Annotated in this window: 12 protein-coding genes; all 12 read right to left on the bottom strand. The window is 49.0% G+C overall.

Annotated features, from left to right (window positions below; genetic code table 11):
* Positions 1-159: 159 nt before the first annotated feature.
* Complete coding sequence (locus tag ACAF76_RS04240) at positions 160-1,353, bottom strand: GntR family transcriptional regulator (RefSeq protein WP_421617898.1); 1,194 nt, start codon at positions 1,351-1,353, stop codon at positions 160-162.
* Positions 1,353-2,852, bottom strand: a complete 1,500-nt coding sequence (gene araA, locus ACAF76_RS04235) for an L-arabinose isomerase (RefSeq protein WP_421617589.1) — start codon at positions 2,850-2,852, stop codon at positions 1,353-1,355. Before araA ends, ACAF76_RS04240 begins: the two co-directional genes overlap by 1 nt.
* 11 nt (positions 2,853-2,863) lie before the next feature.
* A complete protein-coding gene (locus tag ACAF76_RS04230) occupies positions 2,864-4,558 on the bottom strand; it encodes a ribulokinase (RefSeq protein WP_421617587.1) in 1,695 nt (564 codons plus the stop codon).
* Between the two features lie 14 nt (positions 4,559-4,572).
* Positions 4,573-5,262 carry an L-ribulose-5-phosphate 4-epimerase gene (araD, locus tag ACAF76_RS04225; RefSeq protein ID WP_421617897.1) on the bottom strand — a complete coding sequence of 230 codons (690 nt, stop codon included), beginning with the start codon at positions 5,260-5,262 and terminating at the stop codon, positions 4,573-4,575.
* A 247-nt stretch (positions 5,263-5,509) separates the two neighbouring features.
* On the bottom strand, positions 5,510-6,049 hold the full coding sequence (locus ACAF76_RS04220; RefSeq protein ID WP_421617586.1) for a D-lyxose/D-mannose family sugar isomerase: 540 nt from the start codon (positions 6,047-6,049) through the stop codon (positions 5,510-5,512).
* Between the two features lie 22 nt (positions 6,050-6,071).
* Positions 6,072-6,944, bottom strand: a complete 873-nt coding sequence (locus ACAF76_RS04215) for a class II fructose-bisphosphate aldolase (RefSeq protein WP_421617585.1) — start codon at positions 6,942-6,944, stop codon at positions 6,072-6,074.
* A gap of 16 nt (positions 6,945-6,960) precedes the next feature.
* A complete protein-coding gene (locus tag ACAF76_RS04210; RefSeq protein WP_421617584.1) occupies positions 6,961-7,623 on the bottom strand; it encodes a carbohydrate kinase family protein in 663 nt (220 codons plus the stop codon).
* A gap of 16 nt (positions 7,624-7,639) precedes the next feature.
* A complete protein-coding gene (locus tag ACAF76_RS04205; protein WP_421617582.1) occupies positions 7,640-7,978 on the bottom strand; it encodes a hypothetical protein in 339 nt (112 codons plus the stop codon).
* 50 nt (positions 7,979-8,028) lie between these two features.
* Positions 8,029-9,027, bottom strand: coding sequence for an ABC transporter permease (locus tag ACAF76_RS04200; RefSeq protein ID WP_421617581.1), 999 nt, complete (start codon positions 9,025-9,027; stop codon positions 8,029-8,031).
* 1 nt (position 9,028) lies between these two features.
* Positions 9,029-10,519, bottom strand: coding sequence for a sugar ABC transporter ATP-binding protein (locus tag ACAF76_RS04195; RefSeq protein ID WP_421617580.1), 1,491 nt, complete (start codon positions 10,517-10,519; stop codon positions 9,029-9,031).
* A 146-nt stretch (positions 10,520-10,665) separates the two neighbouring features.
* Entirely contained in the window at positions 10,666-11,637 is a 972-nt protein-coding gene (locus ACAF76_RS04190; protein ID WP_421617579.1) for a sugar ABC transporter substrate-binding protein, read from the bottom strand.
* Between the two features lie 403 nt (positions 11,638-12,040).
* A complete protein-coding gene (locus ACAF76_RS04185; RefSeq protein ID WP_421617578.1) occupies positions 12,041-13,741 on the bottom strand; it encodes a methyl-accepting chemotaxis protein in 1,701 nt (566 codons plus the stop codon).
* Positions 13,742-13,756: the final 15 nt, after the last annotated feature.

Raw genomic sequence — 13,756 nt, 5'->3', positions numbered from 1 at the left:
TCTTACCAAATATGTACTTATTTGGGAGCGCCGCGTGGTGCCATTCTTTTGATTCGCAAAGAAAATGCTTGGCTTGCTCAAAGCCTGCAGGAGCAGGCGATAACCATCGCTGCAGGTACAAAAAAAGTGCTGGAACACCGCACTCCAGCACAATCCAGATCAAGATTTTCCCAACTCAACCCCTGCTTCCCCAACTACAACCTCAGCGCTCAATTCCCGGTCCGCCCTCAGACTCCTGGTCGACTTCCGCACCACTAGCTTTGGTTCAAACATGAACGACTCGATATCCATCCCTTTTCGGGAACTTTTCCCTTTTGCAACCATTTCCAGTACCATTTTCGCAGCCAGCTTCCCTAACCCGGATTTCGGATGCTCAATCGTAGTCAGCTTGACTTCCGATACTTCCGCGAATAAAGAGTTGTCAAATCCAACGATGGAAATATCTCTCGGCACCGCCAAATCCATTTCTCGGATGACATCTAACAGCCTCATCGCCAACTCATCGTTGTAACAGACGATTCCGGTTGGCTTTTCCTCAGCAGAATGCAGTAATTTGCTTAAATACTCTGCTGGCCGCGTCATTTTTTCCGTTGTGGAATAGGTGAGAATATGTTGCGGTTTAATCGGAATTCCATAATCCCGCAGCGCTTTAATAAAGCCTTTCATCCGCTTGGAACCTTGTATGTCATCCGTTTTAAAAAAACCTACGATCCTCTCGTGGCCCAATTTGATCAAATGCTCTGCCTGCATATATCCGCCCTTTTCATCATTCATAACGACACTGATCGGTTCCAGCTCATCGTAACAGGCATTAATCATCACATAGGGGATATGGAGCAATTCCAAATTCAGGTAGTAGTTGATATTGGGATTGGAAATCGCGCTTTTCGTCGGCTCGATAATCACACCGTCAAACCGCTGTGACAAAATCGTTTCCAGAATCCGTTTTTCATTTTCATGATCATTATTTGTGCTGAACAAGCTGACCTGGTAGCCTTCGCGGCTAATTTCCGCCTCGGCACCCCGGATAATAGAAGGAAAAATATAATCGGAAATATAGGTAGTAATGATCGCAATCTTTTTATCACCCGGATTTTTCCCTTCCTGTTCAACCGCAGAGCGATTGGCACAAAACGTCCCCGCTCCTTGCTCCCGGTAAAGCCATCCTTCATTGACGAGCTCACCGATGGCAATCCGGACGGTATGTCGGCTAACATCAAACTGCTTCATCAGTTCGGTTTCCGAGTTAATTTTTTGGTTAGGGGTGTAGGTGCCATCCAAAATCTTGGACTTGATCCACCCTTTGACTTTGTTGTACTTCGTTTCTGCCACTAAACGCACCTCATCATTCATCAAGTTATGCGATTCGATTTCCAGATCACTTCGTTTATCTTCAGCTCTTGCCGCAGCCTCCGTAATTCCGTGTTTTCATCTATTATCACACATTCTACCTGAGCCATATCAGCAAAATCATAAAGCTGATCCTTTGTGACGGCAAGGGAAAACACGGTATGATGGGCGCCTCCTGCATAAATCCAGGCCTCTGTGGCAGCCGCAAAGGAAGGCAGCGGTTTCCATAACACCTTGGCTACAGGCAGATTGGGCGTTTCTGCCCCTACCTGGACAGCATCGACTTCATTGACGACCAATCGAAAGCGTCCGCCCGCATCTATCATAGAAGCCACAATGCCTCGACCGCCTCTCCCGGTAAACACAAGCCGGGCCGGGTCTTCCTTCCCGCCAATTGACAATGGCCGTACCGACACGCGCGGCTTTTCCGAAGAAATTGTCGGACAAACCTCCAGCATATGGGCACCAAGAATCATTTCATTTCCAGGCTCCAGATGGTAGGTGTAGTCCTCCATAAAAGAAGTCGTCTGATTATCGCTCATAATTTTCAGCAAACGAGTCAGGGCCGCTGTTTTCCAATCCCCTTCGGCGCCAAAACCATACCCTTGCGCCATTAACCGCTGTACAGCCAGCCCAGGCAATTGCTTCATCCCATGCAAGTCTTCAAAATTGGTCGTAAAAGCCGTATAACGACCCTCTTCCAAAAATGCTCTCAGCCCTAATTCAATTCGGGCTTGCTCTTTGATCGAATCCTGGAGGGAACCGGGCACCAGTGCTTCCGCATCCATTTCATACAATTCTGTATATTCTTCAAAGAGCCTATCAACCTGCTCATCCGAAACAGTCTTCATCCTCTCAGCCAAATCGCCGATTCCATGATAGTCGACGGTCCAGCCAAATTTGATTTGTGCTTCGATTTTATCGCCTTCCGATACCGCTACATTGCGCATATTGTCTCCGAACCGCGCCACTCGGATCTGACGGCTCTCCCCGAAAGCGACAGCCGTTTTCATCCACGCACCCATTTTCCGCTGCAATTCACTATGCTCCCAATAACCGACCAGCACTTTTCTGGGAATATGCAAGCGCGTTACGGTATACCCAAACTCCCGGTCACCATGGGCGGACTGATTCAGATTCATATAATCCATATCAATGGACTGCCAGGGGATATCCCGGTTGTACTGGGTATGCAAATGAAGCAGCGGCTTCTGAAGGGATGACAAACCCGCGATCCACATCTTCCCAGGCGAGAACGTGTGCATCCAGGTCACAATTCCCGCACAATTTTCATCGGCATTGGCTGCCAACACAAGCCGGGAAACCGCTTCAGCATCCGTCAGTACCCCTTTAAACTCCAGGTCAAAGGGGAGATTTCCTCCGCGATTCAGCCCTTCCGCCATCTTCCGCGAATTCCCCTCGACCTCTGCAAGCGCCTCTTGTCCATATAAATGCTGGCTTCCGACGACAAACCAGAACCGATAAGGTCTCAACCTAAGCATCATTGCCCCTCCTATACGGCTGGCGAACCTAGAGGTGAATCAATCGAGACCGTCCGAAGTGATTTCAGTCTTTTCATCACATCATTTTCACCACGGCCAAAATAATCGTGCAAACGCTTGTATTCCTCATATATTTTAGCATACAGGATAACATTCTCGGGAACCGGCTTTATCACTTCATCCTTCACACGAGCCATTTTTTCCGCAGCCTCCAATATCGTATCATAGCCGCCTCCCTCTTTTCCGGCTGCCACCGCAGCAAACATCGCTGCTCCAAGGGCCGGCGTATGTTTCGAGTCAGCTATTTTAATAGGAAGATTCGTGACGTCAGAAAAAATTTGCATCAGCAGTTTATTTTTTTGCGGCAGTCCGCCACATGCATAGAGTTCGTGAATCTCAATCCCATTTTTCTGAAAGGCTTCTACGATCATTTTTGTCCCGAATGCAGTCGCTTCCAGTAAGGCCCGATAGATTTCCTCCGGTTTTGTCTGCAAAGTCATCCCGATCAAAAGCCCGCCAAGCTCAGTATCGACCAGCACAGACCGGTTGCCGTTCCACCAATCTAAGGCGAGCACTCCGCTTTCGCCTGGTTGTAACGCAGAAGCCTTTGCTTCCAAATAGCGGTGAATATCAACTCCCTGTTTCTGAGCTGCTTTTTGCGCATACGCTGGAACCGCTTCTTCCACATACCATTCAAAAATATCTCCGACAGCAGACTGTCCTGCTTCATAGCCGTAAAATCCAGGAATAATCCCGTCCTCGACCACTCCGCACATGCCCTCAACTTCCTTTTCCTCGGACCCGAGGACCATATGACAGATTGAAGTTCCCATGATCATGGCCATCTTTCCCGGTTCGACCACGCCCATTGCCGGTACAGCCGCGTGTGCATCGACATTGCCGACCGCCACTGCGATGCCTTCTGGCAGACCGGTCAACGCTGCCATTTTTTTCGTAAGTCCTCCAGCCTTCGTTCCGAGCGGTACCACCTTCCCACGCAATTTTGTTTCAACGAAACGCTCAAGACGCGGGTCTAATGCCTGAAAGAACTCCTTGCCCGGATAACCTTCCTGCTTATGCCAAACCGCTTTATATCCGGCAGTACAACTGTTGCGCAAGAAATTCCCGGTCAATTGTGAAATCACCCAGTCGGTCGCTTCGACAAACATATCCGCTTTCTCATAGATTTCAGGGGCCTCGTTGAGAATTTGCCAGGCTTTCGCCAACATCCACTCGGAAGACAGCTTGCCGCCATATCTGGACAAAAATGTTTCCCCTCTTTGTTCTGCAATTTCATTGATTCGATTGGCCTCCGGCTGAGCGGCATGATGCTTCCAAAGTTTCACCCAGCTATGAGGATTGTCTTTTACATCATCGCGAAAACACAAGGGCTGGCAAGAAGCATCCACGGGCAGCATCGTACATGCCGTAAAATCAATGCCAATTCCAATCACGTCCTTCGGATCAATTCCCGAATCGTTGAGTATGGCAGGAATGGAGGTGGCAATCACTTCAAGATAATCATTTGGGTGCTGCAGGGCCCACTCATGTCCCAGCTCAATCCCTGAATCCGGAAGAACGGTATCTATGACACCATGCTTGTATGGAGTGACATGATCGGCTATTTCTTTTCCGTCTGCAAGAGAAACGAGGACCGCTCGCCCCGATTGTGTTCCATAGTCAACCCCAATTGTATACTTTGTCATTTATGACCCCTCCGTTACTTTTGACCGTAATACGCATTTGCCCCGTGTTTTCGATAAAAATGCTTTTTCAGTAACATGTGATCCATCGCTCTCAAGCCAGGATGTAACTGGCAAGAATAAAACGCCATTTTGGCACATTCCTCCAGGACGACCGCATTGTGCACAGCTTCAGATGGGTCTTTCCCCCAATTAAACGGTGCATGGCTGTGAACCAGAACGCTCGGGACTTCATTCGGATTTTTGTCCCTAAACGTCTCCACGATGACCTTGCCCGTTTCCAGTTCGTAATTTCCCAATATTTCTTCTTTTGTCATCGGTCGCGTACACGGAACCGCGCCGTTAAAGTAGTCCGCATGTGTCGTTCCGAAAGCAGGGAGATCATATCCTGCCTGAGCCCAGGCGGTTGCCCATGGCGAGTGTGTATGCACAATCCCGCCTATATCCGGAAAATGCTTGTAAAGGACCAAATGGGTCGCCGTATCAGAAGACGGCTTCAAATGTCCCTCTACAATATTTCCTTCCAGATCGAGAACAACGAGGTCATCGGTCTTCATTTCCTCATAAGCGACACCACTCGGCTTAATTACCACTAACCCTGCATCTCGATTGATACCGCTTACATTTCCCCACGTAAACGTAACCAATCCGTACTTCGGCAGTGAGAGGTTGGCCTCCAGCACTTGCTGTTTCAATTCCTCCAACACAATGGCATCACACCTTTCTTGCATCAGTCGTTTTTCACCCAAACCAACTTGTACGTAAGAGTACATCTTTTATTTACAGTTTATTTTAATTTGTACGTATATTCAATGAATTAAAGAAATTTCATATGCGTTCCGATTCATATGCTTGTCGCTTATACATTCCTGTATGTTCAAAAAAAAGGAGGAGTGCTCCTCCTTCTCCGCGTGATATTCATGTAAAACACCAATGTACGTCAGTCACGAAACCTTACTCGATCACAGGAATCCGTTTAATGCGCGGGTCCGTAAACACATCACTCTCATCCGTACTCCTGGTTGAGAATTCAGAAACAATCGCTCCCTCACTCCCTGCTTTAAACCAATGAAGCGTATTCGGATAAATCGTGTACTGCTCGCCCGGGCGCAAAATGATTTCTGTAAAAGCCGTATAGTACGCTTCATCACCTTCAGGCGGGTTCATCACCCGATCCTTCGTTTCTTCTCCCTCCACATACAGGTAGACCGTTCCGTAACGGCAACGAAATGTTTCTTCCTTGCCATCATCATAATCCCTTTTCGGGTGCTTGTGTTCCGGACAAGTTTGAAATGGCAGCAGCGCCAACTCTTTTGCGCACACTTTCTCGGTATTCACATACGTAATCAATTGCAGACCGGTATCTTCAACTTTGTTAAGCCCAAAGTCCGCCACTTCAACTGCTTCCTTCTCAGCGTCGGTTAACACAATGTTGGCTTTCGCAAATAACTCCAGCGCCTTTGCCTTTATCTCTTCATGCTTTTCGCGATTCATTGGATTCACCTCTTTACATGCATTATTGAAAAACGCTGCTCTTGTTCGAGAAAATCTGCATCGCCCTTCTCAAATCCTCTTTAATCGCATTCTTGCCGACTACCGCCAAATCGTGATAAAAGATATTCGGTTCCTTTTCGATCATCTCTTTTACAGCGTGCGCGCCTGCTCTGGCAGCGTAACTATAGTAGTTAATCTTCCGAACTCCGGCATTGATCGTGTTGATATAGTCTTGCTCGCTCAAACCGGAGCCGCCATGCATGACGACCGGTTTTTGAATGTTTTGATAGATCGCGTTCAGCCTGGCAATATCAAGCTTTGGCTCTTTCAAATAGATACCGTGAACCGTCCCGAAGGAAGCCGCCAACGCATCGATCTTGGTGCGTTCCACGAAATCTTTCGCAATGTCAGGATCTGTGTAAATGTCCTCCCCGTCATGGTGCGCCCCGCCCGCCGTTTCTTCGCCGCCAATTTCCGAAGATGTAATGATGCCCAGTTCCGCTTCGACCGAAACATGATGATCGTGTGCGTACTCGACCACTTCTTTCACGGTTTTCACATTGTCTTCATAGCTCATATGGGAGGCATCGATCATAACGGAGGAAAAACCAAGCGCAATGGCCCGTTTGACATTTTCGAGACTGGAGCCATGGTCAAGGTGCACGGTTACCGGGACGCTTGCCTGTTTCGCCAAATGCACGAGAATCGGGCCCATAATCTCAAGCGGGGTCACTTCAAAATGAACTTCCGCATGGGACAGGATAATCGGCACTTGCAGTTCTTCGGCCGCTTCCACTGCGGCTCGCGCAGACTCCAATGTGGGCGAATTAAACGCTCCCACCGCATAGTTTCCTTCGTCTGCTTTCGTCAGAATTTCTTGCAACGTAACTAACATAACGGATGAACCTCCTTCATATGTTGATTTCAGGCTGTTTCGCAAACTCCTGATACATCCGGACAAGCTGTTCATATCTTTGGACACCAGAAGTACTGTCCTCTGCCAGCAACGAAGAAGCGGCTGCAGCCGTCCCTACCTTCATCGCCTCCGGAAGAGTCAACCGCTGCAATGCCCCGTATAGGACGCCCGTTACGTATGCATCGCCGGCTCCCACTGTTCCTTTTATCTTTTCGGGTTCAATCAGCAGGGAAGGGATGCTGTAAAAATCACCCCCATCGAAGCCAAAGCTGCCTTCTGGCGCATGGATGGCGACCCAATCCTTGACGCCCAATTCTTTCAACCGAACAAGCACGTTCCTGACATTGCTGCTTATGAAAGCTCCTGATTCATCACGCAACTCGATCCCTACGCTTCGCCCCGCTTCCAGTTCATTGATGACACAATAATTCGCGTATCGCAGGCTTGGCGGGACTAGTTTCTCGTATCGGCTGCTATGTTCACTGACAATGTCAATCGACGTTTTCAAGCCGAGATCCTGGGCCTGTTTTAACAGCTTTGCCATCTTGGTTCCGTACTCGGGGTCTTCCTGATCCAGTGAATCCAGCAAAAGAATATAGCCAATATGAAGAATTTCAGACTTTACGTTTGCGAGATCAATCGCATGTTCATCAAACAAAGCCATATTCCCTCTATCACGTAAAAAATGTCCGCGTATGGCCCGATTCTTCCTGAATGACATCGGTGAACGGGGTTTCTCCAGCATATTTGACCTGGGTCTGATCGATATTTGGATAGCTCGAAAGCCTTTCTTTCAAAAACTGACCCTTGTCATCGTTCCCAATCAGCGCGATCACTTCAATCGGCAGCTCGGGGTCGATTTTGGCCAGCGAAATCGCACAGTTGGAAACGGCCCCGCCGTTTGACCTGGAAATGCTTTTGATCGTTGCCAATTCAGATTTGCCAGGGTACTTGTCTATTCGCTTTATTTCATCAACGGCGATTGTACCCGCAAACGCGATTCCCTTTTTCAAACTATCACCCACTGTCTTTCAGACTATTCTTTCAAAGGAAAATAAACAGGTTACGCCATTCTCCTTCTCTTGATCACGTCAGCGTAGACGGCTGCCATAATCACTGCCCCTTTTACGATATACTGCCAGAAGGAACTGACACCCATCAGGTTCAATCCGTTGCTTAACACCCCGATGATAAGCGCTCCAATAATGGTGCCGCCAATTTTCCCGACCCCGCCGGACATACTCGTTCCGCCCAACACAACGGCAGCAATCGCATCCAGTTCGGCCGCTTCGCCCGCAGTCGGCTGTCCGGAAAACATCCGTGACGCCAGCACAATCCCCGCGACAGACGCCATAAATCCGCTGAAGACATAAGCAAAGAATTTTACCCGTTTGATATTGATTCCAGAGAATTTTGCGGCTTCCGGGTTGCCTCCTACCGCATAGATATGGCGTCCCAGTTGGGTTTTATTCATAATTACATAACAGACAAAGATAAAGACGATCAGATAAAGAACCGGTGTCGGCAAAAAACCGAACACATAGCCGGACCCGATAAAGTTAAAGGAATCCGACATCACCCGGACCGGCTGCCCGTCGGTTAACACATAAGCCGCACCGCGGGCTATATTCATCGTGGCTAACGTAATAATAAATGGCGGGATCACTGTGGTCGCAGCGACATAGCCGTTTATCGCTCCAATCATCATCCCTACCAAAAGACCAACTGCAACCGCTACGGCAACAGGCAGGTCAAACGAAGCGATTCCCATCGTCGTGACAACTCCGGTGACGGCAACAATAGAGCCGACCGACAAGTCAATTCCACCCAAAATAATAATCATCGTCATCGCCAGGGCGAGATAGAGGTTTGTAGATGTTTGGCGCAACACGTTCATCAGATTGTTCGATGTTAAAAACGCCGGATTGGCAATGGCTACGACAACACACAGGATGACAAGCCCGATCAGAATCCCCATATTTTCTTTTAGAAAGTTTTTACTGGCAGAACGAAAACGAAAAAGGGCCGTATCGTGTTTCGGTTGTACCGATAATTGAGCCATATTAATTCCCCCCAGTTGCATAATGCATGATCGTTTCTTGACTAAAACGATCTCTATTTAAAATGGTCTGAATTTTCCCTTGGCACATTACCGCGATCCGATCGCTCATGTTAATGACTTCCGGCAGTTCAGAAGAAACCATGATAATCGATACTCCTTCTTGGACCAGCCGGTTCATAATCGCGTATATTTCGGCTTTCGCTCCAACATCGACACCGCGTGTTGGCTCATCTAAAATGAGGACCTTTGGCTTCGTCGCGAGCCACCTCGAAATTAATACCTTCTGCTGGTTTCCGCCGCTTAAATTCCCCACAGTCTGCCCGGCACCTGGAGTTTTAATCGACAAATCGTTGATATACTCTTGTGTTACCCGATCTTCGTATTTCGCATTTACTTGAAAGAACCTCATAAACTCATGCAAAATTTTTATTGTTACGTTGTATTGAACGGATTTGATCAAAAACAAGCCTTCCTCTTTCCGGTTTTCCGTTACATAAGCAATTCGGTTTTTAATCGCATCATTCGGATTTTTGATCATCGCTTTTTTCCCGTTGACGAACACCTCACCCTGATCAAAAGGGTCCAGACCAAAAATACATTTCATCAGTTCCGATCTACCCGCCCCGACAAGACCGGCAAATCCCAGAATCTCGCCTTTATGAAGCTCAAAACTGACATCATCCAGGACACCTTTTCTGGATAAACGCTCCACCTTTAATACGGTCTCTCCAGGTGCAGAAAAATCTCTAACATAATAATTCGTCAGCTCGCGTCCGACCATCATCGAAATTAAACCATCAATAGTGGTTTCTTTCGTCACCACGGTTCCGATGTACTCTCCGTCGCGCAGGACTGTTATGCGATCGGTAATCTCAAATAATTCATTCATCCGATGCGAGATGTACACAATCCCAACACCTTGCGCTTGCAAATCGCGAATCGTCTTAAACAGGAATTCAACCTCTTTTTCACTAAGAGAAGAGGTAGGCTCATCCATGATAATAATATTCGAGTGAAACGAGACTGCCTTGATGATCTCGATCATCTGCTGCTGGGCCACCGTTAATTTTCCGACGAGTGTTTCGGCAGATAAGCCCAAATCAAAATCATCCAAAAACTTTTGTGCATTCCCATACATCTGTTTGCGGTCGATCAACCCTGCTTTCGTCAGAGGCTCTCGGCCAAGATAAATATTTTCGGCAATCGATAAATAAGGCACTAACACAATTTCCTGGTGAATAATGCTGATCCCGTACTGCTGTGCATCTTTTACACTGTTGATCTTGACCTCTTTGCCTTCTATCACAATCTTTCCCTCGTCTATGCTGTAGATCCCGCCCAGGATTTTCATCAAGGTTGATTTACCTGCGCCATTTTCGCCAAGGAGAGCATGCACCTCACCTTTTTGTAAGGTAAAATCAACCCCTTTTAACGCATAAACTCCGGGAAATTGTTTGCTTACTCCAGTCATTTCCAGCAGTTTGCTGCTCATTTGATCCACCTCGTTTACGAATAAAGGGTGACTCATAAGCGGCTTCCTTGATTCTGGACGAAGTATAGCGCCTCCATTGAACCGAACACTATATGTCGAATCAAAAGAAACACTACTGCCACGAGTCACCCATTGTTCCTTACTGCCTATTGCCAGCCATCTGTACCGTACTCTTCAACATTGTCCTGATTGATCAGGAATGTTTCGACAGGCGTTCTTTCTTCAAACTGTTCTTTATTGAGAATCTTGTAAGCCACTTTTACTGACTCTTTTCCGATCGAAATGGGCGATTGGGCACCGGAACCTTTGAATGGTCCACCCTCAGCCATAGCAGCCTTGGCATCCGGTGATCCGTCGACACCATAAATCGCAATATCGTTCCGGTTCGCTGCCTTTACGGCTGCTAAAGCACCCAATGCACTTGGATCGTTACCGCCAAAAATCGCGATTATGTCAGGATGTGCCTGGAGAATATCTTCCGTAATCCCCAGAGATGTCTGCAGGTCGCCTTTACCATCCTGTTGCGCGACAATTTCAAAATTCGCTCCTTGGATTGCTTCCATGAAGCCGGCAACACGGTCATTGATCGAGTTCATCGTCGGACTGTCCAATACGGCAATCTTTCCGCCATCCGGGAATCGCTTCACCAGGTCTTCCCCTACGACTCTGCCCGCGTTCTTATTATCCGAACCGACGTAAGCTGTTACATATTCAAAATCTTTTACCTCAGTATCGTAGTTAATAATCGGAATTCCTGCTTCTTCAAGCATAACGAGAGCAGGCCTGATTCCTTCCCAGTCAACCGGATTCAAGAAAATTCCATCAATTCCCTGAACAATCATATCTTCAATTTGGTTGATTTGAAGCGCCACGTCCATCGCCGGGTTCATCGTGATCAGCTTGTCGCCATTGGCTTCCACTTCCTTGCGAATCGATTCTTCCAAAACGATGAAGAAAGGATTGTTTTGCGTCATGGACGTATAGCCGAATACCAATTGATCGTCCTCGCCCCCTGAACCGCCATTTGTCCCGGAGCCGCCGCCTGTCTGCTGATTACAAGCAGCCAATGTGAAAACCAGAGAACTGACAAGAAGTCCGTACAAAAATTTCTTTTTCATTTCAATCCCCCTCAAAGGTAAGTGGTTAAATAAAGCGCTTACATTTATATGCCCATTTTATATTTGTCCGTATAAGTTTGCAACATCATTTATTGAATTTTTAAAAAAATCACTCGCCAACCAAAATTGGTGTGACATGAAGCAATCTCCGATCCCCGGTTATTTTGCCTCTTTTCGTTGTTTGAGCAGGAACATAAGCAAACGGAACGAAAGAATCTTCCCTGCTTCAAGGAGGCAACCGACTCACATGGAGCCCTCTAGCATGCTGATTGCGATCGGTTGGAGTTATACGTACAAGGTGTGCCGATATGCATCGCCGTGGTGTGCAGCAAAAAAAGCTGTCCCAAAGTCGTGTGACTTTGAGACAGCCCCTTTTTCAACGGCTCACCAGCATAACCGTACATCATCCCGTTCCCAGCCGGAACCAGCCGGCGACCTGTTTCGTTTCCTCCGCCACCTTTTCCAGGGCTTGCGTGGCGGCGCTTACTTCTTCGCAGGCGCTTACCTGCTTCTGCGTGGCTGCTGCGATATTTTCGGTCTGCTCGGCCCCTTCCTTGACGACATGCGCCGTCTGCGCCGCAGATGCGGCCAGTTGCTCGATGCTGGCTGACATTTCTTCGGTGATCGCGGAAATCTCCTGTACCTGGCTTGCGATCTCGCCCATCCCCGTCGTGATTTGCGCGAACGCGCTCTCCGCTTCCTTGACGACGGATGCTCCGGTATGGACGTCTTGTGCCATCGCCTGGATCGAATGTACAGCCTGGTCGGCTTCGCTGCGCACGTTTTGGCTCAGGACAGCGATTTGCTGGGCAAACTGGTCGGATTGTTCGGCCAGCTTGCGCACTTCTTCGGCTACGACAGAGAAGCCTCTGCCCTGCTCCCCTGCACGGGCAGCCTCGATGGCGGCATTGAGGGCGAGCAGATTCGTCTGGGATGCGATTGCGGTGATCATCTCTACGATTTTTTCGATCTCCTGCGAGCTTTCTCCCAACTGCCGAATCACTTTCGCCGACTGGCTCATGCCTGCGGTGATCGTGTCCATCTGCGCGCTCGCCTCGCCCAAAGCGTGAATACCCTGCTTGGCATCCTGTTCCGCAATGAGCGATGCCTCCGCCAGCGATGACGCGGACTGGGCAACTCGTTGAATCCCCGCGGCCATCTCTTCCATCGCCTTGGCGCTTTCTTCCGCACCTGCGGCGATCGCACTGGAGCCTGCGGACATTTCCTTGAGCGATGCGGCGATGTCATTGCTGGCTGCCAACGTCTCCTGCGCGTGGCCGCTCACCTGCACAGCCGAGCTGGCGACATGCTCTACCGTGCGATTGATCGTAGCGGAAAACTGGCGAAGCCTTGAGCGCATCTCGTTGATGTGCGTTGCCAGCTCTCCAATCTCGTCCCGGTTTTTCACAGCGAGATCGGCAGAGCCGAGCTGCCCTTCTGCGACTTGCCTGACCGCCTCTGCCACCTGCAACAACGGCTTGCGGATATGTCTCGTCAATCCGAACGCGAGCAGCAGACTCGCGACGAGCGCGGCAGCGAGACTGAGCAGGGTGCTCATCCGCCCCGTCTCGTGCAGCAGAGCGGCTTGTATGGTCGCCTGTTCGGCTCCGCGCTGGCTCATCTGCACGAGATTGTTCAAGTACCCTTCCATCACCTGGAACATCGTGTCTGCTTCGCGCAGCAGATCACTGGTGGAAACCTCGCCTGACTGCTGCAAGAGCGACTGGTACGCTGCCTGGTAATTGGCCCAGGACGCCTTCAGCGACTGGAAATACTTCCTTTCTTCATCGCTGAGCGGCTGCTGTTCGTACAGTGCAAACTGCTCCTGAATCTGTGCCAGCGTCTGTTCCGCTTCCCCGTTGATGATCGTCTGCTTGCTCAAATCGCGGGTCGTACTGTACTCAAGCTGCAGCGCGAAGAAGTGCTCCGTCAAGTATTTGACATTCATAATCGCCATGCTTTTCGGCAACCAGTTCCCATTGATCTCCTCGGCTTTCTCGTTGATCTGGTCGACGGTGTGCAAACTGAACCAGCCCAAGCCGCCCATCAAGAGCAGCATGCAGGCAAAACCGGCAAGCAATTTCGTACCGACTGTCCTTCTCATCCTTCACACCCCTGA

It is taken from the genome of Brevibacillus sp. TJ4 (assembly GCF_044627595.2).
Classification (GTDB): Bacteria; Bacillota; Bacilli; order Brevibacillales; family Brevibacillaceae; genus Brevibacillus.
The sequence above is the reverse complement of the archived record's forward strand: the minus strand, read 5'-3'. Positions and strand labels throughout refer to the sequence as shown.

Bases quoted from the DNA above. Each gene is read 5' to 3' on its own strand.
- ACAF76_RS04200 (WP_421617581.1), bottom strand. From the start codon at position 9,027: ATGGCTCAATTATCGGTACAACCGAAACACGATACGGCCCTTTTTCGT.
- ACAF76_RS04185 (WP_421617578.1), bottom strand. From the start codon at position 13,741: ATGAGAAGGACAGTCGGTACGAAATTGCTTGCCGGTTTTGCCTGCATG.
- araA (WP_421617589.1), bottom strand. From the start codon at position 2,852: ATGCTTAGGTTGAGACCTTATCGGTTCTGGTTTGTCGTCGGAAGCCAG.
- ACAF76_RS04240 (WP_421617898.1), bottom strand. From the start codon at position 1,353: ATGAATGATGAGGTGCGTTTAGTGGCAGAAACGAAGTACAACAAAGTC.
- ACAF76_RS04220 (WP_421617586.1), bottom strand. From the start codon at position 6,049: ATGAATCGCGAAAAGCATGAAGAGATAAAGGCAAAGGCGCTGGAGTTA.
- ACAF76_RS04215 (WP_421617585.1), bottom strand. From the start codon at position 6,944: ATGTTAGTTACGTTGCAAGAAATTCTGACGAAAGCAGACGAAGGAAAC.
- ACAF76_RS04190 (WP_421617579.1), bottom strand. From the start codon at position 11,637: ATGAAAAAGAAATTTTTGTACGGACTTCTTGTCAGTTCTCTGGTTTTC.
- ACAF76_RS04230 (WP_421617587.1), bottom strand. From the start codon at position 4,558: ATGACAAAGTATACAATTGGGGTTGACTATGGAACACAATCGGGGCGA.
- ACAF76_RS04195 (WP_421617580.1), bottom strand. From the start codon at position 10,519: ATGAGCAGCAAACTGCTGGAAATGACTGGAGTAAGCAAACAATTTCCC.